The organism is [Bacillus] selenitireducens MLS10 (assembly GCF_000093085.1).
GTDB lineage: Bacteria > Bacillota > Bacilli > Bacillales > Salisediminibacteriaceae > Salisediminibacterium > Salisediminibacterium selenitireducens.
Genome location: NC_014219.1, coordinates 1,297,413 through 1,318,858, shown reverse-complemented (window position 1 = coordinate 1,318,858; position 21,446 = coordinate 1,297,413). Strand labels below are relative to the sequence as shown.

At 50.3% G+C, this 21,446-nt stretch carries 19 protein-coding genes and 1 other RNA gene; 8 read left to right on the top strand and 12 right to left on the bottom strand.

Going from position 1 to position 21,446, the window contains the following annotated elements:
• Positions 1-66: 66 nt before the first annotated feature.
• Positions 67-2,457, bottom strand: a complete 2,391-nt coding sequence (locus tag BSEL_RS05870; RefSeq protein WP_013172081.1) for a 3-hydroxyacyl-CoA dehydrogenase/enoyl-CoA hydratase family protein — start codon at positions 2,455-2,457, stop codon at positions 67-69.
• A gap of 243 nt (positions 2,458-2,700) precedes the next feature.
• Positions 2,701-4,002 (bottom strand): preprotein translocase subunit SecY, encoded by a 1,302-nt coding sequence (gene secY, locus BSEL_RS05865; RefSeq protein ID WP_013172080.1) that lies wholly within the window; start codon positions 4,000-4,002, stop codon positions 2,701-2,703.
• A 219-nt stretch (positions 4,003-4,221) separates the two neighbouring features.
• On the opposite strand from secY, the gene BSEL_RS05860 reads away from it, so the two are divergent.
• The 6 genes from BSEL_RS05860 to BSEL_RS05835 all read left to right on the top strand — a co-directional run bounded on the left by BSEL_RS05860 (position 4,222) and on the right by BSEL_RS05835 (position 9,347).
• A complete protein-coding gene (locus tag BSEL_RS05860) occupies positions 4,222-5,232 on the top strand; it encodes a YncE family protein (RefSeq protein WP_013172079.1) in 1,011 nt (336 codons plus the stop codon).
• Positions 5,225-5,941, top strand: coding sequence for a response regulator transcription factor (locus tag BSEL_RS05855; protein WP_013172078.1), 717 nt, complete (start codon positions 5,225-5,227; stop codon positions 5,939-5,941). Before BSEL_RS05860 ends, BSEL_RS05855 begins: the two co-directional genes overlap by 8 nt.
• A complete protein-coding gene (locus BSEL_RS05850; protein ID WP_013172077.1) occupies positions 5,938-7,338 on the top strand; it encodes a sensor histidine kinase in 1,401 nt (466 codons plus the stop codon). Before BSEL_RS05855 ends, BSEL_RS05850 begins: the two co-directional genes overlap by 4 nt.
• 119 nt (positions 7,339-7,457) lie before the next feature.
• Positions 7,458-7,760 carry an STAS domain-containing protein gene (locus BSEL_RS05845; RefSeq protein WP_013172076.1) on the top strand — a complete coding sequence of 101 codons (303 nt, stop codon included), beginning with the start codon at positions 7,458-7,460 and terminating at the stop codon, positions 7,758-7,760.
• A gap of 48 nt (positions 7,761-7,808) precedes the next feature.
• A complete protein-coding gene (locus BSEL_RS05840; RefSeq protein ID WP_013172075.1) occupies positions 7,809-8,933 on the top strand; it encodes a SpoIIE family protein phosphatase in 1,125 nt (374 codons plus the stop codon).
• Between the two features lie 18 nt (positions 8,934-8,951).
• Positions 8,952-9,347, top strand: a complete 396-nt coding sequence (locus BSEL_RS05835; protein ID WP_013172074.1) for an ATP-binding protein — start codon at positions 8,952-8,954, stop codon at positions 9,345-9,347.
• A gap of 63 nt (positions 9,348-9,410) precedes the next feature.
• On the opposite strand, the gene ilvD is transcribed toward BSEL_RS05835, so the two are convergent.
• Positions 9,411-11,162, bottom strand: coding sequence for a dihydroxy-acid dehydratase (gene ilvD / locus BSEL_RS05830; RefSeq protein ID WP_013172073.1), 1,752 nt, complete (start codon positions 11,160-11,162; stop codon positions 9,411-9,413).
• Positions 11,163-11,375: 213 nt separating this feature from the next.
• On the opposite strand from ilvD, the gene BSEL_RS05825 reads away from it, so the two are divergent.
• Positions 11,376-12,752 (top strand): dipeptidase, encoded by a 1,377-nt coding sequence (locus BSEL_RS05825; protein ID WP_013172072.1) that lies wholly within the window; start codon positions 11,376-11,378, stop codon positions 12,750-12,752.
• A gap of 43 nt (positions 12,753-12,795) precedes the next feature.
• On the opposite strand, the gene BSEL_RS05820 is transcribed toward BSEL_RS05825, so the two are convergent.
• Complete coding sequence (locus BSEL_RS05820; protein ID WP_013172071.1) at positions 12,796-13,092, bottom strand: hypothetical protein; 297 nt, start codon at positions 13,090-13,092, stop codon at positions 12,796-12,798.
• A gap of 236 nt (positions 13,093-13,328) precedes the next feature.
• Between BSEL_RS05820 and BSEL_RS05815 the strand changes: the two genes are divergently transcribed.
• A complete protein-coding gene (locus BSEL_RS05815; protein ID WP_013172070.1) occupies positions 13,329-13,637 on the top strand; it encodes a hypothetical protein in 309 nt (102 codons plus the stop codon).
• A 134-nt stretch (positions 13,638-13,771) separates the two neighbouring features.
• Here the strand turns inward: BSEL_RS05815 and ssrA are convergent.
• The 8 genes from ssrA to BSEL_RS05780 form a co-directional block, all read right to left on the bottom strand.
• Positions 13,772-14,139: a transfer-messenger RNA gene (gene ssrA, locus BSEL_RS17475) on the bottom strand.
• Between the two features lie 108 nt (positions 14,140-14,247).
• Complete coding sequence (smpB, locus tag BSEL_RS05810) at positions 14,248-14,715, bottom strand: SsrA-binding protein SmpB (protein WP_013172069.1); 468 nt, start codon at positions 14,713-14,715, stop codon at positions 14,248-14,250.
• Between the two features lie 113 nt (positions 14,716-14,828).
• Positions 14,829-17,174 (bottom strand): ribonuclease R, encoded by a 2,346-nt coding sequence (gene rnr, locus BSEL_RS05805; protein WP_013172068.1) that lies wholly within the window; start codon positions 17,172-17,174, stop codon positions 14,829-14,831.
• Positions 17,175-17,201: 27 nt separating this feature from the next.
• Positions 17,202-17,963 carry an alpha/beta hydrolase gene (locus BSEL_RS05800; RefSeq protein ID WP_013172067.1) on the bottom strand — a complete coding sequence of 254 codons (762 nt, stop codon included), beginning with the start codon at positions 17,961-17,963 and terminating at the stop codon, positions 17,202-17,204.
• 19 nt (positions 17,964-17,982) lie between these two features.
• Positions 17,983-18,711, bottom strand: a complete 729-nt coding sequence (locus tag BSEL_RS05795; RefSeq protein WP_013172066.1) for an alpha/beta hydrolase — start codon at positions 18,709-18,711, stop codon at positions 17,983-17,985.
• A gap of 118 nt (positions 18,712-18,829) precedes the next feature.
• Positions 18,830-19,060: a preprotein translocase subunit SecG gene (gene secG, locus BSEL_RS05790; RefSeq protein WP_013172065.1), complete on the bottom strand. Its 231-nt coding sequence runs from the start codon at positions 19,058-19,060 to the stop codon at positions 18,830-18,832.
• A 66-nt stretch (positions 19,061-19,126) separates the two neighbouring features.
• A complete protein-coding gene (locus BSEL_RS05785) occupies positions 19,127-20,182 on the bottom strand; it encodes a Gfo/Idh/MocA family protein (RefSeq protein WP_013172064.1) in 1,056 nt (351 codons plus the stop codon).
• Between the two features lie 73 nt (positions 20,183-20,255).
• A complete protein-coding gene (locus BSEL_RS05780) occupies positions 20,256-21,446 on the bottom strand; it encodes an MBL fold metallo-hydrolase (protein ID WP_013172063.1) in 1,191 nt (396 codons plus the stop codon).

The following is a 21,446-nucleotide window of genomic DNA, read 5'->3' as shown; positions in this document are numbered from 1 at the left end:
AACGGCTCTTCGTGAGCCGTCCCCCACTTTTCAATATGCATGCATCGGGTTCATTTACAGATAGAATCAGTTGCGAAGCGGTTTGCCCTTCGTCAGCATATGCTGCATACGCTGCTGGGTTTTCGGTTCCCCAACGAGGCTCAGGAATGCTTCACGTTCAAGATCCAGTAAATATTGTTCATCCACCTTCGATCCCTTTGGAACACGTCCCCCTGCGAGTACAAATGCGAGCTTGTCGGCAATCTTCAGGTCATGATCGGAAATGTAGTTGCCAAACCTGAGCGATTTCGCACCGAGAAGCATGGTTGCATAGCCCGTTTCACCGACAACAGGGATCTTGTCACGCTTCGGCGGCGTATAGCCCTGGTTGAAGAGATGGAGTGCTTCCATCTTGGCATCATGCAACAGATGATCCTGATTGACGCTGATCCCGTCCTGCGGCCTGATGAATCCGAGCTCTTCCGCTTCCTGTCCGCTGGTACTGACCTTAGCCATGGCGATCGTTTCGAACACTTTGTTCGCAACAGCCTGCAGGTCAATGCTTGCCCCTTCAGGAAGACGGTTGATTTCGCGGATATACAGTTCTTTGTTACCTCCACCGCCAGGAATCAGACCGACACCGCCTTCAACGAGTCCCATATACGTCTCCGGTGATGCCTGAATCTTCGCTGCCGGCAAACTGACTTCCGTTCCGCCACCGAGGGTCATCTGGAACGGTGCCGCAATGACCGGTTTGGCCGAGTAGCGGATGCGGGCCATCGACTGCTGGAACTGCCGGATGACGAGATCGAGTTCAGGGAAGTTCATATCCTGCGCTTCCATGAGGATCATCATCAAGTTCGCCCCGACACAGAAGTTCTTGCCCTGGTTATTGATGACGAGCCCTTTGTAGTTCTTCTCCACTTCATCTACGGACTTTTTGATCATCTGCAGTACGTCGAGTCCGATGGAATTGTTCGGCGAAGTGAACTCAAGTACGGCAATATCGTCTCCAAGATCCACGAGTGAGGCACCGGCATTTTTCAGGATGATGTTAGATTCATTTTCTTTCAGGGTTTTGATATGAATTTCCTTCGGATTGATCTCCGCTTCCACATAGTCCCCTTTGTGGAAGTATGAAGTCCGGCTCTCGTAGAAGGACGTCTTGCCGGATGCGAGCATGTCCTCCACCCACTGTGGAACCGAGTCACCGTCTTCTTTCATTTTGGCAACGGATTTCTCAACGCCAATCGCGTCCCACGTCTCAAACGGGCCGAGCTCCCAGCCAAAGCCCCATTTCATCGCGTTATCGATGTCACGGATGTTGTTTGCAATCTCTTCCGCTTTCTCAGCCGCATAGATGAGCGTCGGCTTCAAAATGTTCCAGACCAGTTCGCCCGCACGGTCATCGGCATACACCAACGCCTTAAGCTTATTGGCCTTTCCCTTCGCCTGCTTACTCTGCTGGACTGAAGGCGCTTTCAGTTTCTTGCGTTCAACATACTCCATTGTTTCATAATCGAGTTCAAGGATTTCACTGCCTGATTCGGTTTTCTTTTTGTAATAAAAACCCTTGCCTGTCTTGCTTCCGAGCATCTTTTTCTCATTCATCTCGCGCATGAAGGCAGGCGGGTCAAAGACGTCCTGTTCGTCACCTTCGTCTTTGTCATACACGTTCTTCGCAACATGAAGGAATGTGTCAAGGCCAACGACGTCCAGGGTACGGAATGTGGCACTCTTCGGACGGCCAAGTGACGGTCCGGTTACAGAATCCACTTCTCCGACAGAATAGCCGCCTTTCACCATTTCACGAACAGTGACGAGCAGCCCGTATGTCCCGATCCGGTTCCCGATAAAGTTCGGGGTGTCCTTCGCTTCGACAATTCCTTTACCGAGCGTATCCTCACCAAAGGCGCGCATGAAACTCATTACTTCCGGGCTTGTATCTTTCGTCGGAATGATTTCAAGCAGCTTCAAATAGCGTGGCGGGTTAAAAAAGTGTGTCCCGATAAAATGCTTTTTGAAGTCGTCGGAACGCCCTTCCGCCATTGCTTCAACGGAAATACCGGATGTGTTCGAGCTGACGATACTTCCTTCTTTACGATGCTTTTCCACGTTTGCAAATACTTTCTGTTTGATCTCAAGATTTTCGACAACCACTTCCACAATCCAGTCCACTTCCTGTAAGCGTTCCATGTGGTCTTCCATGTTGGCAGCCTCGATCATGTCGATGTTGGCTTTCTTCGCCAGCGGCGCCGGCTTTTGCTTCTTCAGTTTCTGGATCGATTCAGCTGCGAGTCTGTTGCGGACGGCTTCATCTTCAAGGGTCAGTCCCTTTTTCTTTTCTGCGTCCGTCAGTTCACGAGGAACAATGTCGAACAAAATCGACGGGATCCCTACATTCGCCAAATGTGCTGCGATGCCGGAACCCATGATACCTGATCCCAATACGGCCACTTTACCAATACGGTTAATCATGAAGTACCTCCTTCTCCCCATTTGAATGAATACTCATTCATTTTGTAATCAAAATTTTTTTGCGCTCTCGCGCGGTTGAAAGTGTCACAAAGTGTTTACATTTATAACTATAAAGAATTTCATCGAACTGTGCAAGAGAAACTGTTAAATTTCTTTATTTTTTTCCCTGTGCCCCGTTTTCTCCCGCTGTCCAACATAATAACAAGGACAGACCAGACGGCCTGCCCTTGATTCTTCGGTTCATTATGACTGTTTTCTCATAAATCCTGTATAGCGTCGGTCAATCAACTGACTCTCGATCCGCTTCATCGTATCGAGGGCTACACCCACCACGATGAGAAGACCCGTACCGCCGATCTGGATTGCAGGCGGTAATCCTGCAAAACGCGTCAACAGCATCGGAAGAATCGATACGGATGCCAGGAACAGCGCTCCGACAAACGTCAGTCGGTACAACGTGCGAGTAATGTACTTCTCCGTCGTTTTCCCTGGACGGATCCCTGGAATAAAGCCGTTCTGCTTCTTCAGGTTCTCCGCCATCTGTTCCGGATTCATCTGAACGAACGTATAGAAATACGTAAACCCGATGATCAGGAGGACATAAACAGACATCCCGATCGTATTCGTGTAGTCAAATGCCTGCACGACCCATTGTCCGAACGCAGACTCAGCGCCAAAGAAATTGGCGATGGTCGGTGGGAAAATAAAGAGGGACATGGCAAAGATAACCGGAATAACCCCTGCAGAGTTTACCTTCAACGGAATATGGGAGCTTTGGCCGCCACGCGGTTGACCGCCTGAGCCAAGACGCTTCGCATACTGAACCGGCACCTTACGGATGGCCTGTTGCACGAAGATAACCCCGATGACAACAACAATAATAGCAAGGAGAATCAGAAGGACAATCATCAGATTGATAAAGAGCTGATCTCCAGCGTCATAGATGTACATCGTATACAGCTGGGTCGCCCCGCCCGGAATCCCCGCTGCAATCCCTGCGAAGATCAGGAGGGATATCCCGTTTCCGACACCGTGTGCCGTAATCTGTTCACCGAGCCAAAGCAGAAAAGCCGTACCTGCCGTGAGCGTCAGTGCGATGATCATATACGTCGTGAAAGACGGATTCGGCACGAGTCCGGGCATGATATTGTTAAACCCGAAAGAGAGTCCCAAAGCCTGAACAAACGCGATCACTACCGTTCCATAACGGGTCACCTGGGCAAGCTTCTTTCGCCCCTGGTCCCCTTCTTTTGCCCATTCGGCAAATTTAGGCACAACATCCATCCGTAACAGCTGCACGATGATCGAAGCCGTGATATACGGCATGATCCCCGTTGCGAAAATGGAGAAGTTCTCAAGAGCACCACCGCCAAATGTATTCAAAAAGCCAAGGGCTGCCAATCCCTCAAAATCAAGCACATCGGCATTAACACCCGGGGCCGGAATGTGTGTACCAATTCGGAATACAAACAGGATTGCCAGTGTAAAAAAGATCTTGTTCCGCAGGTCGCCCACGGAGAAAATATTCTTAATCGTTCGAAACATGTCATGCACCTCTTTTTAATTTCTTTGCTGATTCATGTATACGCCTCATACAGAATACCATATATACTCATGAAATGTGATAGAATTCCTTTATTTTTTTATGAAATAAATGAAAAAGCAAAGATTTTAACAATCTTGTGTTTTTTCACAATTTCTTTTCAATTTCCATGTAAAATAAGAAGAGACTGATCGATTGAGTCGAGAGGAGGATGGCTGCACATGCCTTTCAGCCAAATTTGCCTGTTGATCTCTATGCTCGTTTTCACGGGGTTTTCCTGCGGAAACAATAGCAATGAGATCCGGTTGGACGTAACAGACGGTGATGCCGTTCTGATTGCGCATATTAAAGAACCGACGCTGACCCTGGTGGATCTTGATACGAACAGCATTGTGTTTGAGGAAGAAATGCCATTTATCATATCGGATATGGTCTATCTCGATCATATGGATACCGTGATCATCGCAGGACAGGGCGAAAGTGAAATTATGTATTATAATAAGGTGAACAGGTCATTTGAGACACTGACAGATCTGAGAGAAGGCATCAACGATCTTCATTATATTCCGGAAACGATGGAACTTTATGCCACCAACCCCCTTCATAACGAAATCTATCGCATAATCTACTGTGAGGACGGGACAGATCGCATGCAGATTGATACTTTTAAAACCGGTGAACACCCAAGCTCCATTGCCTACGATCCCGGCCGGGACAGATTGTATGTGTCCAATGTGTATGATCATATCATTCAGGTCTTTGACCGTCACACACTTGAACTGATCGATGCCTTCCACGTCCTCGACCGTCCGAACGGGCTGAGAATCCAAGGTGATTCCTTGTATATCGGCGGCCATGGAACCGGTGGCGAGCTGAATCGTGATGTGCATATCGTGTCTCTGGAGAATCACCGGCTGACAAATACCGTTGAAACAGGTCTGATGCCGGTTGTCATTGATTATATTGACAAACAAGACGATATCATAGCCATCAACCACGGTTCTCACTCGATAGCTGCTATTGATAAAGAAACAGAGACCGTTGTTCACTCCAAAGAAGTCTCTTTTAATCCTTACTTTGGACTGAGGTATTACGATGAATACCTCGTCACCACGCTGGACGGTCATGAACTGATCAGGCTTGACAGCAAAACACTGGAAACAATTCACACCATCCCCGTTAAGCCGGGGCCGCACTCAATGATCGTATTGGAGGGAACCGACAATGACTGAACAACCGATTACCGTACTGATTGTAGACGACGAAGAACAAATGAGAGAAATGATTCGAAATATCCTCACAAATGAAGGCTATCACGTCCTTGAGGCCGCCGACGGATTTGAGGCGATTCAACGGATTGAGTATCACAAGATTCATTTTGTGATTCTCGACGTGATGATGCCAAAACTCGATGGCTATGAAACCCTTGATATTCTGAGAAAACAGTCCGGACTGCCGGTACTGATGCTGACAGCCAAGTCCGAAGAATCCGATAAAGTGGACGGGCTGAGAGCAGGCGCCGATGATTATTTGACTAAACCTTTCGGTCGCAATGAGCTCCTCGCAAGAATGGAAGCCATTCTCCGCCGTTCAGATGCTTATCCGAATATCGGACAGGCCCAGACTTCTTCCAGCGACGACGGCCAATACAGCTTTGATATCATCACATTGAACACCCGATCCAAAAAAGTGACAGTAAACAAAAACCCTGTCTCTTTGACAAAGAAGGAGTTTGAAATGCTTGAGCTCTTCATCCGTCATCCTGAACAGGTATTCTCCAGAGAACAGCTGCTTGAGGCGATCTGGGGCATGGATTACCTCAGTGCATCCTCCCGCACCGTTGATACCCATGTCAAGACGCTCCGACTGAAGCTGCGGGACGCCTCTGCGCATATCCAGACCGTTTGGGGGATTGGCTACAAGCTGGAGATTCCCCGATGAAAAGGTACTATTCCATGAAACAGAAGGCGCGCTTTATTTTCCTTTTGTTTATAACCATCGTGACGGGACTCGTTGTTTCCGTCACCTTTTATTTATACGACAATCTGTATCTCGAAGCTGAAGCGCGTTTCCTTGAAGAACAAATCACAGCGCTTCATGCTTTATATACCGATGACACCATGGAGGCGTTTGAGGAACGTCTCGAATGGACGACAGCCTCGACACCGATGGAAGGGATCGTGTCCGACGATCCGATGATGCTCGGCGCAGCGATTCCCCTTGAGAATCCTGAAGAGGAACTCATCATCAATCAGCTTGAACGCAATCAGCTTTTAAACGGCAACGTCATAACCATCCTCCGGGATCACGAGAATATCGATGCCCGCATCCTCGGTAAAGTGGCGCCGGTGATGGAAGACGGTTATCTCCATTCGGTCATTCTCCTGTACAGGCCGGTCGAGGAGATTCAGACAGCATTCTTTCAGATCCTTCCTTTTGTTGTGATTATTGGTTTGCTTTTTATTTTGTTTTTGTTTATCATCATGAATCGTGTCCAAAAAGATTTCATTTCCCTGATCATTGCTCTCGAGACGGCCGCAAAAGAACTTGCAAAAGGTAAATTTGATACGCCAATCGAACTGGATGTGGAAAATGAACTGAGTGATCTGGCTGTCTCCTTCAGACAGCTCGCCAATGCCCTCGATACGGAAGATGAGAAGAAGCGTGCTTTCATCCAGAACATCTCCCACGAACTCCGAACACCGCTCAGCTATATTCAGGGATACAGCGAATTGCTCGAAAACCAGTGCAGGGAACAGTCTGCCAACAGTGAATATGCCGTCATCATCCACAGGGAAGCGCACCGGATGAACCGGCTGGTGAATCAGCTGATTGATCTGACCAAACTGGAAAAAGTCGAACGCACTGAACTTTCATTTTCACCTCTCGTCCTCTCGGAGATTATTGAAGAGGCCGCACGGAATACAAAGCTGAAGCGCTCGGATAAAGAACAGTCCCTGACGTTAAACCTCGATGACGGCCTTATCGTCAACGGCATTGAAGACAGGCTCCTGCAAATTTTTATCAATCTCCTGGACAATGCCTCTTCCTACACCGGTTCAGGCGGCCATATTACCGTCAGTGCAATCGAAAAAATAGGCATGGCGTCCATTACCGTAGAGGATAACGGGCAGGGAATTCCAAAAGAACAGATTCCATTTTTGACGGAGCGGTTTTTCAGAGTTGAAAAATCAAGAACCCGGGAAAAAGGCGGTGTCGGCATCGGCCTCTCCATCGTAAAACAGATTGTGGAACTTCACGATGGGGATATCCACTTTGAGTCTGAAGAGGGGACCGGTACAGCTGTGACCATTGACATCCCGCTTCTTGATGCATAATACCTGAAAAACCAGCCTGTAAGCCCAAAGTAGGGCATCCATCTTCTTTGAAGGGGTTTACATCGCCATTTCAGGGGTATAGAAAACAGAAAAAATACTGACAGAGGAGCGTCTCCATTATGATCAAAGACCTTACCATCCATGAGGACAAAGTCCTCGTCACCCTTTATGATGAACTTACCGTTACCGATGCTGCGGATCTTCGGGAAAAACTGTATGAGAAGATTGAGGAAGGCTACAAAATGTTCATCATTGATATGGACCGTCTTTCCTTTATCGACTCTGCAGGACTCGGGATTTTGGTTGCCGCACACAAGCGCACGAAAGAGCGTGGCGGCCAGATGAAAATCAGACACGCCAAAGGGGCAGTCTACGAAGTATTTGAAATGACGAGGCTTACTTCCGTATTTGATTTTGACTGACGGGAAAGCCTGTTTCTTTAAAACACATTTCTGAAAGGAGGGATTATCGTGCCCAGTGGACATCCGCCACATTTGGGATTTGACATGCATTCGCCTATGCTCGAAGCCGCAGGAACCGTCCTGAGTTCCACAGCGGACGAACAGGCACCTGCACCACTGGAAAATCCCTGGTTACAGCAAAACAATTCTCCCGGAATCGAGATTTCACTCGACGGGAACATTACACACTGGAACGAGGCTTTTATTACCAATTTCGCGAAATCAAAGGCCGGCACGCTGAAGGACATGCCTGTTACAGACCTGTTTTGCTGGCCTGAAAAACAGTGGGCGGAGATCCGTCGTGAGATCCTTGCGAACCGGGAAATTTCCTTTTGCACGTATCGCGATGCCCTGAACGAAAAAAAGGGACCGATTGAGTGGCGAATGGTACCCCGTTACAGTAGGAAGACCGAGGTAATTGGCCTCATTTGCATCGGCCGTGACGTATCCGAATCTGCCCGGCTCCTTCTTGAACTCGAGAAAGCCTCAAAGCTCCAGCGGAAAATGTTGCCGGAAAAAGTGAATGATTACCGCTTCAATCTGTCTTACTACTATTATCCTAATTTTCAGTTGAGCGGGGATTCGTTCGGGTATCATTACGATCCGAAGCGCCAAAAACTGATCCTTTATATCATTGATATTATGGGACACGGCATTTATACATCGATGCAAATGGCCTCCCTCCATTCGCTTTTCGAAGTCTCGGTGCAAAATGACCGCGTCTCGGCTGAAGGCATACTGAAACGGATGAATCAGTACTACCTGAATCATTTTGATCTTGAAGATTTCGCAGCCTCGATGATAGTCGAAGTCGATTTCAACGAGATGAAATGCCACGTCATATCTGCCGGGATCCCCTATATTCTGCACGATGACCGAAGAACCGTCCGCAAACGCGACTTCCCGGGAACGCCCCTTGGCATGTTTGATCAGACGATGTTCAGACGAAAATCTTTCAAAATCAGCAAACGTGACCAACTCATCCTGGGGACTGACGGCTTTTTTGATGCCCTCGAATACTACGAATTTCCTGATTCCAGGAACCGAGATAACTGGCTGAGGTATTTACATCGTGTCAGCCTTTCGGGCCGCTCAAAAGACGATGTAACATCCATTTATTTAGAAATTAAATAGTGTTAGGAGTCTTGAAACATGAAGGTACTAGACGTCAGTTTCGAGGAACCGAAAGATTTCAGAGTGATCATCAAAGGACTTATGCCGAAATTGATCGACTATTTCGGCCGGCGTGATGTCCTCATGGTTGATCTGGCACTGACAGAGTGCGTAAATAATGCGTGGGAACACGGAAACCGGATGGCTCCTGACAAAGCCGTTCACCTCACCATCACCGTATCCAAAAAACGCGTGCTGTTTCGGATCAAAGACGAGGGCGAAGGCTTTCCCCATGATCTTTCCAGTAAGCAGGAGACAAATACCGAGAGCGACCGCGGCAGGGGATTATTCATTATCCAACAGGTCATGGATCACACGATCCCTTCAGACAAAGGCAACCAGTTTCTTCTTGTTAAGAACCGTATTGACGTATAGTTTAGCGCACTAAAAAACAGCTTCCACCCAGATGAGGTGAAAGCTGTTTTTTGAATGTTTACATCAATCGGCTTCTTTACCGTCTGTAATTGCGCCTTCCGCTGAAGACGAAACGAGTTTGGCATATTTCTTCAACACGCCGTACGTAAACCGCGGCGGCTTCGGCTGCCATTCCTGTTTCCGCTTCTCAAACTCCGCTTCATCAATATGCAGATTGATCTCCTGCGTATCCGCATCGATCGTGACCTTGTCACCATTCTTGATCAGCGCAATCGGCCCGCCTACTGCGGCTTCCGGTGCAATATGACCGATAACAAAGCCGTGTGAACCGCCGGAGAATCGGCCATCTGTCATCAGTGCGACTTTACCGTTCAAGCCTCGACCTACGATCATCGCCGTGATCGAGAGCATCTCCGGCATACCCGGACCGCCTTTTGGACCCACATAGCGGATGACGAGGACATCCCCCTCAACGATCTCTCCCGCTTCAATGGCCTTCGTCGCATCGGCCTCACTGTCATACACTTTGATCGTACCTTCAAAATGACTGATCGACTGACCGCTCATCTTGGCAACCCCGCCTTCAGGGGCCAGATTCCCTTTCATGACAATCAATGGACCGCTTGGCTTAATCGGCTTATCAAGCGGAAAAATCACTTTTTGTCCTTCTTTCAGCGGTTCCGCAGCTGCAAGGTTCTCGGCAATCGTCTTGCCAGTTACCGTCATGCAGTCGCCATGTAGGAGGCCGGCTTCAAGAAGCAGCTTCATCACGCCAGGCACGCCCCCTGCCTGGAAGAGGTCTTCCATGACATACTGACCGCTTGGCTTCAGATCGGCAATATGCGGGACGTTCTTGCGGACCCGTTCAAAGTCATCATACGTCAAGTCGACGTCAACGCTTCTCGCAATCGCAAGAAGATGCAGGAAGGCATTTGTTGAGCCGCCGAGGGCCATGACGACGGTAATGGCATTCTCAAACGCCTTCTTCGTCATAATATCACGGGGCTTGATGTCTTTTTCCAAAAGCTGAACCGTCAGATCGCCGGCCTGCCTGCACTCCTGATGCTTATAATCATCCACTGCAGGCGTCGATGATGAGCCTGGAATACTCATGCCGAGCGCTTCTGCCGCTGCGGCCATTGTATTTGCCGTGTACATCCCGCCGCAGGAACCCGGTCCAGGGCAGGCAGAACATTCCACTTTATGAAGGCCTTCCTCATCAAGCTTGCCGCTCTGGTACTGACCGACTGCCTCGAAGGAGTTGACGATGTCGATGTCCTTGCCATCGAGTTTCCCCGGTTTGATCGTACCGCCATACACATAGACGCCCGGTACATTCATCCGTCCCATGGAAATGAGACAGCCCGGCGTTGTTTTGTCACAACCGCCAATGGCGACGACGGCGTCGAGGGCTTCTGCTCCGACAACCGTTTCAATGGAATCGGCGATGACTTCCCTTGACGGCAGGGAATAGCTCATGCCTTCATGCCCCATCGCAATCCCGTCAGCGACCATGATCGTATTGAAGATCATCGGCGCTCCGCCGCCTTCTGCCGCTCCGAGCTTGGCATCTCTTGCCAAGGCATCAATATGTACATTACAAGGGGTGACCTCACTCCACGTACTCGCAACCCCAATCATCGGTTTCTTGAAATCCTCATCGGTAAACCCGACTGCACGCAGCATTGACCGGTTCGGAACCCGGTTTACCCCTTCACTGATCACTTTACTTTTATGACGCAAATCCTTCTCACTCACAACATTCACCCTTTCTGTCAATGTACATAATCTCACATGCCATATAACGTCTATCATAGCGTATATCACCCCTTTTTTGCAATCAATTTTCTGAAAACACACGCTTTTCAGAAGTTAGTCCCCGCCTTCTGTTTTCCGGTAGGGACAAAGCGGTCCACTCTATAGTAAAATAGACAATGGTTCCAACGATGATCTGATTAAAAACAGTGGGTATTCGTTCAACTGAAACTGAAACATCCCTGTTAAATCGAATGAAGGAGTGTTTGCGACATGAGTGAACAGGTCAAAACGTATTTGAAGACACACAGAGAACAGAACCTGGCAAGACTGAATGAGTTTCTTTCCATCCCCAGCGTCAGTACCACATCCGCCCATAAGGACGACGTTCTGAAAGCCGGTGAATTCGTCCGGGATTATTTAAACGAAATCGGCTTTGACAAAGTTGAGATAAAGGAGACCGGCGGTCATCCCCTCGTCTATGGGGAGTGGATCGGCAACCCCGATGCTCCGACGGCGCTTTTTTACGGCCATTATGATGTCCAGCCCGCAGAACCCCTTGAACTGTGGGATTCAGAGCCGTTTGAGCCGGAGATCCGCAATGGGCGCCTCTATGCAAGAGGGGCTTCTGATGACAAAGGTCAGGTCTTTATGCATCTGGCCGTCTTTGAAGCCTATATGAAAACCGAAGGGAAGCTCCCTGTCAATGTCAAAGTGATCATTGAAGGCGAAGAGGAAATCGGCAGTGCCAATCTCTATCCGTTCTTAAAAGACAACCGGGACCTCCTCAAAGCGGATTTCGCCCTTGTGTCCGATTCAGGCATGGTCGAAACCGGTCAGCCAACGATGCTTTACGGACTGAAAGGCTTTACCGGCCTTGAAGTCACCCTCACCGGGCCAAAACGCGACCTTCACAGCGGTCTGTACGGCGGTGCGGTCAAAAACCCTGCCATGGCCCTTGCACAGCTCTTGGCCGGCATGAAAGGCGAGAATGAAAAAGTCCTCGTGCCCGGGTTTTACGATGGTATCGAGCATCTCGATGAAGAGGAGCGCCGTCTGATGAACGAAGCCCCAGGAGAAGATTACAAACGTTCCCTCGGCATTCCGGAGACCACCCCGGAAGAAGGCTTTACCGTCAATGAACATACGATGGCACGCCCGACATTCGAGGTTAACGGTATCTTTGGCGGCTACCAGGGAGAGGGGACGAAGACGATTATTCCATCAACGGCCACGGCCAAATTGACATGCCGCCTCGTACCGGGTCAGGATCCGGATGAGATTCAAAACCTGCTAGCTGATTACATGAAAAAACACGCCCCGAAAGGCGTGCATGTTAACGTAAAGCGTGAACCGCTGTCTGCTCGTGCTTACAAAGTTGATCCGAAACATCCGCTGATTCAGTCGGCAGCGGCCTGCCTCTCGTCTGCCTTTGGAAAAGACACGGTTTTCGTCCGACTTGGCGGATCGATTCCGGTGGTCGAGTCTTTTGATCAGCTGTATGGTATTCCCGTCGTGCTCCTCGGATTCGGCACACCGGAGGATAACCTGCACGCACCGAATGAGAGCTTTCCTGTGGATCACTTTAATCTCGGTATCGAAGTCCTAGCCGATTATTACAACGAATGCGCCTCTGTCGATCCAAGCTGATGGACTAAGGTTAACAAAGCGGTCTCCGAAACGACGGAGACCGCTATTTTTCTTTCAGTTTGTAGTAATCATCGCCCTCGAGCTGCCTCCTGGTGACAAAACCCACGGTTTCTGCGCAACCTGACGCACTCTCATAGCACGTCTTCTCAGTCGGCTCTGAGCAAAGCCTCATCCGGACAAAGCGGCTTTCTTCCACCATCACAAAAAAATCCGGGCCATCTCTCTCGAGTGCCACAATGTCCGCGCGCTCAACACCGCACTTTTTCATGACCTGCCTCACGAGGTGCCCCTGTGCTTCAAGTTCCGGGTCTGTTTCATCAAAAAGACTGAACTCAAGCATACATATCTCCCCCTGTGCTCTGAATGATCCTTCGTAGGTATGTTCGACACGCCTTGCTCTTTTTCCCGCCAGAAACAAAGAAAAGCACCCGTTTCCCTATAGCTCCAATTGATATTTATGAATTTGAATCATGACAAAAGTCGGTTTTATCATTGAAAACAGAAGTGAAATGGTTTTATACTAAACTTAATACATTGCAACATGAACTCACATTATCCTATGCAGGAGGAGTAGCCGTGGCACACGAACAGGAACTTGAAAACGCACTGAAGCAGTTCAAACGCATACTGAGGCTGTATCCCGACCGGAAAAAAGATTATATGGAGTACAAGTATTTCCTTCGTTCCTTTATTAAGATCAAGACCAAGTCATCCACCTTGCCCAACACAGCTGTGGTGACCGTCATTCGGCATGAACGTCCGGAAACGTTCCGTCTCTTACGGGAAATGATGAAAGACGATCCGACCTTCTACTTCCTCACAAATCTCGACATGGCGTATGAAGACGCCTGTCGGGAATTAGGCCGGTTCGGCTTTGAGTTGTAACGCTCAAATCTGACCCATGCACAAAGAAGCCATCCTCTGGTGTGAGGATGGCTTCAAGTCCGTTAACGTATAAAAACTGAAATCATGTTACCACCAATGTTATCAGTGGCCATGAACCATTGATATAACAATATTGGTGGAGACGGTGGGAATCGAACCCACGTCCAGAGATAACGCAACCTAAGCATCTACGAGTGTAGTTCGTTTATTGAAGATTCGCCTTCAGATCTGCCAACGAACAGGCGTCCCTGAGGCTAACCTGATTGATCTCTTCAGTCTTCCCTCAGGTGGTGGGAATACTGCGTAGCCCACTTAGAGTGAGTCCCAGATCCTTCACATGGGCGATGAAGGGTGGAACCGCCAGCAGGGTTTTTACGCCGCTGCTAAAGCGAAATCGTTATCTTGTTTGCCAACTGTAGGCAAGGTGAGCGTTTTTACGAGGACACTCAGCTCGACTCGCAGCTTAAGCCCGACCTATCCCTGTCGAATCCAGAACGTCCCCTTGAGAGAGACATCAAGGATGAAGGAATCAGGCTTGCTGATTCAACTGTCCTTAACGGTATATTCCATTATACCACATATATGGCATGCGTCAAATACCATAAACGATTTAACGGCCGAGCTGATGATCTTTAAAGGCGCGTTCGACTTCCCGCTTCGCGTCCTTTCGCTTCAGATCTTCCCGTTTGTCGTATTTCTTTTTCCCTTTTCCGAGACCGATGAGCACCTTGGCCACACCGTTCTTGATGTAGATCTTCAAAGGGACGAGGGTGTAGCCCTTCTCCTTTGTGAGGCCGATCAGCTGATCGATCTGCTTCTTATGCAGAAGCAGTTTCCGTGCTCTTACAGGGTCATGGTTGTAGCGATTCCCCTGCTCGTACGGACTGATATGCATGTTCGAGAGCCAGACTTCTCCGTTGGAAATCCTCGCAAACGAGTCTTTCAGGTTCACACGCCGGTTTCGGATCGACTTGATCTCCGTCCCCGTCAGGACCATCCCCGCTTCATACGTTTCTTCAATATGGTAATCATGATTGGCTTTCTTGTTTTGGGCGATTGGTTTGTCGTAAGTGGCCATGATCGCTGCATCCTTTCTTTCTCATTCCAGTGGTGGATTCTAAACACTTCTTCCATCAGTTTATCAGATCACAGAACCGGCGAACAGCCCCTTTGACAGGGGCTGAGGCGGTTTTATGATTTCCCCCGCTTCTTCGCTTTCTTTTTCGGTGCACTGTCGTAGAACGGGCGCTTTTTACCGCGATTCCTTTTTTTCGCAAGTTTGCTTTTGCCTTCTCCTGCCGCCTTGCCATCCGGTTTTACAGCCGGTTTCTTTCCTTTATTCGGCTTATCCGCTGATCCGGCCTGTCCATCGATCACTTTCGGACGCTGCTTTCGGGACGCTTTACGCGGCTTCATGCCGATCACTTCAAAGTCAATGGCCCGCTCATCCTGATTGACACTGATGACTCGGACATCAATCTCATCACCGAGCCGGAAGACGTTGCCTGTCCGCTCGCCGATCATCACGTACTGTTTTTCATCGTAGTGATAGTAATCATCCGTCAGGTAACTGACATGGACGAGACCTTCAATCGTGTTTTGCAGTTCCACAAACAGACCGAATCCGGTTACCCCGCTGATGACGCCGGTGAACTCTTCTCCGACTTTGTCCATCATGTACTGCACTTTTTTCAGTTCATCGGTCTCCCGTTCCGCTTCCTCTGCACGGCGTTCCATCTCGGATGAATGACGGGTGATCTCAGGGAGGGCTTCCTGCCATTTACTGATGGTCTTGTCATCGGTTTTGCCATGGATCAGATAGGTGCGAATCAGACGATGAACAATCAGATCCGGGTAACGGCGGATCGGTGATGTGAAATGGGTATAGAACTCAGATGAAAGGCCGAAGTGTCCGGCATTTACCGGTTCATAGCGTGCCTGCTTCATCGAACGGAGCATCACGCGGCTGATGACAGCCTCTTCCGGTTCACCTTTGATCTCTTCAAGCAGCTCCTGGAGAGCCCGCGGGTGAATCGAGTTGCCTTTCCCTTTGACGGTATACCCAAAGTTCGTAATGAACTCGAGAAAGGTTTGGAGCTTCTCTTCATCAGGATCTTCGTGGATCCGGTAGACAAACGGCACTTTCATCCAGTGAAAATGCTCCGCGACGGTTTCGTTGGCTGCGAGCATGAACTCTTCAATCAGCTTCTCGGCCACGCTTCGCTGCCGGATGACAACATCCACCGGATTGCCTTCTCCGTCCACTTCGACTTCCGCTTCTTTGAAATCAAAATCGATGGCACCCCGGTCAAACCGGCCGCGACGAAGTCGCTCTGCGAGCTTCTCCATCTCTTTAAACATCGGAACGAGATCCTCATACCGCCCGATCGTCTCCGGATCCTCATCGACGAGAATATCCCGGACCGCATCGTAGGTCATCCGTTCCGTCGTGCGGATCACACTTTCAAAGATCTCATGGTTCACGACGGTTCCTGCCGAATCGATTTCCATGACGCAAGACATCGTCAGGCGGTCCACCTGCGGGTTCAGTGAACAGATTCCGTTCGATAGGCGATGGGGGATCATCGGGATGACACGGTCTGTCAAATAACAGCTCGTCGCCCGCTCCGAAGCCTCGGTATCAATGGCTGAACCTTCTGTGACATAGTGCGAGACGTCGGCGATATGCACGCCGAGTTCCATGTTGCCATTGTCGAGCGTCTTGACCTGGACCGCATCATCGAGGTCCTTGGCATCCGCCCCGTCAATCGTCACAATCACTTCATCACGCAAGTCTCTGCGACCTACAAGATCCGCTTCACTGATCGATTCCGGCACCTCGTTGGCGTGAGCGATCGTCTCTTCGGCAAATTCGCCCGGCAGACCGTGCTTATGAATCACAGAGAGGATATCCACCCCGGGGTCGTTTTTATGCCCGAGCACTTTGATGACGTGACCTTCGGCATTCTTGCCGCCTTCGGGGTATTTCGTCACCTCGACGAGGACTTTATGACCGTCCACTGCGCCAAGGGACTGGCCTTTCGGGATGAAGATATCCGCCGGGATCCGTTTGTCGTCACTGACGACGAAACCGTAATGCTTCTCGTCACTGTAAGTGCCGACGGTACGGGCGACCCCGCGCTTCAAAATCCGCACGACGGTCCCTTCCGGACGCGAGCCGCTTGAACGGCTGTTAAACCGGACGAGCACGAGGTCATCATTCATTGCATTATTCAGTTCTGTCGGCGGAATGAAGACATCATCCATGCCTTCTTCCGTCTTGATGAACGCAAAGCCGCGGGGGTTCATGATGACCGTGCCCCGGATCAGATCCATTTTTTCCGGGACGCCGTAGCGGTTTGTCCGGGTGCGGACAACATCCCCTGCTTCTTCAAGTTCATTCAATGTCTGGATTAACAGTTTGTATTCTTCCGCACCGTCAAGGACAAAGTGCTGTTCAAGATCCTTGATCGATTGCGGTTTGGCTGCATCGTGTTTCAGGTAGTGGAGAATTTTCCCCGGTAATGTATCCTGCATAACAAACTCCTTTCATGTTCCATTCGTTTAACGGTCGTGGCCAACCGTCCAGTCAAGCCGCTCAAGGAAGGCATGTACATCTTCATGCAGCTGATCCTTCTCCTTGTCGAGAGTGACGACGTGGCCGGACTCTTTATACCAGATCAGTTTTTTATCGTCGGTTTCCACATGATCGTGGATCCATTCGGCACTTTCCGGACCCACGACGTCATCTTTGACGCCCTGGACCACAAGGGTCGGGGTATAGATCAAATCAATCTCTTCTTTGACTTCACCAATGAAGGTATTCAGCGACTTGATCGTTTCGATCGGCGTGCCTTCAAAGGCCGCCATTTCCCGTTCAAGGGCTTCCCCTTTGATGCCGTCGAGCTCTTTGTATTCTTTGGCGAAGGCGAGCACTCCCTGGTGCATCTCTTCAACACTGTTCAAAAACATCGGGGCGCACATCGGGAAAATCCCTTTCACCGGATGTTCCATACCAAGCTTCAGACTCATCACCCCGCCCATCGACAATCCGCCGACGGCAATATCCGTATAGCCCTTATGCTGGAGGTGCCGGTATGCGTCAACAACATCTTCATACCATTGCCCGGCTCTCGTCTTTACGAGTTCTTCCGGCGGCTCACCATGCCCGCTCATATGCGGGGCGTAACAGGTATAGCCGTGCTTGTTTAAATAGCGTCCCATCATGCGGACGTCTGCGGAGTTCCCGGTAAACCCGTGGAGAAGGAGGACCGCACGGGGTCCTCCTTCAAAGAAAAAAGGTTCCGGCCGATTGATTTTTACCATGATTCCTGTCCTTTCGTCATCAAATTACGGAGCGTGTCGTTTCCGATTGCCCGTCACCCGTTTTTGTCTCAAGAAACTGATCGATTCGTTCAAGCATTTCGACTTTTGCATCACTGTACCAAATGTAGTGTTTGGCGTTTGGAAAGTGGTAGAGCTCCTTGTCCTCCGAACTGATCGTTTCAAATATATATTCTGCACTCTTTGGCGGGACGAGCCCGTCCTTTTGCCCCTGTACGATCAGTGTCGGGGCATCCACCGCCTCCATCATCGGGCGGATCTTCTGTACCAGTTTGGCAAATTCAAGCGTTGCCTTAACGGGCACATTCCGGATTTTATTACGGTACATCTGGAAATATTCATCCTCATCGAGTTCACCGCGAACCCCTTCCATAAACCAGCCTTTCACATCCTCAAACATCTGCTTTGGATTGAGGTAGTACGCGGCAGGACTGATCAGAACGAGTTTGTCCACGGGGTAACGGCCAGCCAGATACGCTGCAATAACCCCACCCATGGAGAAGCCGACCACATAGACCTTCTCACAGCGATCAAACAGTTCTTCAAGGGCCACCTTCGCCATGGCAAGCCAGTGCATATAGGTCACCGACGCCAGATCTTCTTTCTTGCCCGTATGTCCCGGCAGTTCCGGTGTATAGACGAGCCAGTTTTTGCTTCGCAGATGCGTCTCCACCTCTGCGATCTCCTCTTTCGTCCCTGCAAAACCGTGTATGATGAGACAGCCGATCATGACACTCACTCCCTTGCCCTTTGCGTCAGCGATACCGCATTCTTACAGACCTCTTCCCCCTTTTCACCGGAAAAAAACAAAAACAGCAGACGGAAGGCCTGCTGTTTCGCATGTGTGATTAAATATAGTATGCAACAACGAGTGTCAGTACAAAAAACAAGACACCGAGAACCACGGTTACGCGGGATAAGACCGCTTCGAGTCCTCTTGCTTTCTGCTTTCCGACCATCTGTTCTGCTCCACCTGAAATCGCTCCTGCCAAACCGGCGCTGCGCCCTGACTGTAATAGAACCACTGCGATTAACAGGATGGAAACAACAACAAGCAATACTGATACAAATGCTTGCAAACGTTCCACCTCCACATATCTCTAAGCCTGTATAAAATATAACACGTCAGACCCCCTGACGCAAGGTTATTCGGCAAGGGACACGGACTGTTTTGACGATGCTGACAAATACAGAGCTTCAATGATCTGCTGAATCGCGGTTCCCTCACGGGGCACGTTCACAGGTTTGGCCTTGCCCGTCACAAGATCGATGAAATGACGGATCTGGCGGGCATGGCTGTCACTCTCAAACGACTCGTCGAGATAAGCCGGCTTCGCATCGAAAAGCGCGCCGTACTTTTCCTGATAAAGGATAAAGGGGTTCGTCTCCGCTCCGCCGCGGTCGCCGAGCAGTTCAACATTCAGATGCTCATCTTTCCCGATATTTGCCGCGTAGGACGTCTGTATGGACATGGACATCCCGTTCTCAAACCGGATCAGGCCTGTGGCAAGATCCTCAACCTGAAACGATTTCGGATCCCAGGCACCCAAAAGACCGACGCCCGGTTTATGACCAAGCCGTCTGTGGGTCACGCCCATGACCTCCACCGGCTTTGGAAAACCGGTCAGATACATCGCCAGATCAATCATGTGCACCCCGACATCCATCAAAGGGCCTCCGCCGTTCTCAGCACGGTCGGTATACGACCCCCACGACGGGATGCCGCGTCTTCGCATGGCGGTAACGTTCACATGATAGATGAATCCGAGTTCCCCGGCCTCCACAGCGCGTTTTAACACGATGGATGCCGGGTTGAACCGGTTCTGAAAGCCGTACAGCAGATGTTTGCCGGACGCTTTCGCCGCCTGTTCCATTTCCACCGCCTCAAGGGGAGAGACCCCCGGCGGCTTCTCGCAAAGGACATGACACCCGGCCTTCAGTGCCGCCATCACGTCACCGAAGTGCGATGCATTCGGTGAACATACGCTGACGAGATCCGGCTTTTCCGCTTCAAGCATCTGAACCGGATCATCATAGTACCCCGGCACGCCTGTTTCTTCTGCCGCTTCTTTTGCCGACGCCATGGAATGAGAACTGACAGCAACCACTTCCGTTCGCGGATCTTTCTGATAGTGGGGAATATGAGCCCCTTTTGCAATCAGACCGGGCCCGATCACCACCACTTTCGCTGGATTATTCACAGACATTCCTCCCATTCACCGTTTCTTCCAGTATAGAGGGGATTGGGATCAAATGCGAGGTGCATTCGTCTGTTTATCGGTCTTTTTTAGAAGCTGATTGTTCGATCAACACCTCTTCAAGGGAGGCGGTGGTCTTTGGATCTGCATGGCTGAACAACGTATCAAGGGGCTGCAAATGTGTCATCAGAGCCCGTGACTCATCGAGGACAGGGTGCACGTGATAAGGGAGCTTCATAAGCTCCGCCCGGTGATCATTCACATACTTTTTTAAAGAGGGCGTCACAGGACCCGTCGTCATCACGAGCGCACCCGGATCCATAAACGCAGCACCCTTCAGGAGCCACTCATCAGAGATCAGCATGATCTCCCGGGAAGAACCGCCAGTGCCGATCACAGGACACTGCTCAACGGCAGCACGGTCGGTTTCAGCGAGCACCGTCGATCTGACCTCCCCTGAAGCAAAAAGCGCCACCGTTTCCTCAAGGAGCGCAGGATCGGTCTCAAAACGACAGCCTTGCTCATTGGCAAACGCGTTCAGGAGATACAGCCAATCCTGCCCTTTGCCACTGAGAGGGGCGTGAAAGACGACGGGCTTCCCCCGGGCTATCGTTGCATCAACAACGTCGAGTACATCGTTCACACACTCTTTCTGAGACGTATTGCAGACACCGTAAGCCGCGTCCATCACAGCGAGGTCCGGTGAAAGGGCAGGCGGCCATTCAAAAGGCATGAGAACTGACGACATAGTGTAGTCGCCGGAAAAAAACACCGTCTCGAGACTGACTGGATCGCGAAAGGCGTACCAGCAGGATCCGGGTGCGTGTCCGTTCAGTCCCCAAAGCACCTCAACGCCCGGAAGCATCTCCTGCCAGTCTCCCTTTCCGGACGGAAGCGAGACAAAATCAACCCTGTCTTCATGACTCTGTTCGTACGGAACCGTCATGCCTGTCTGTTCGGCAGCATGCCGCCAGAGCGCAAAATACGTCAGCGTATGACGAATCGTTGTCTCACTCGCATACACAGGTGCATGCAGCCCGAGACGCACCGCAAACGGCAGTCCGAGCGTGTGATCTTCATGGGCATGCGTCACGAATACGGCATCAACCTCCGCAGGATCACGTTTAGAAAAATCCGGGTACCGCTCAAGGATCGTCTCTGCCGATTTGGAGATGCCGCAGTCCACCATCAGCGTCCGTCCGGCGAGGTCGAAGATAAAACACGAACGCCCGTATTCCATGACGCCCCCGCAGGATGTCACGTTCAT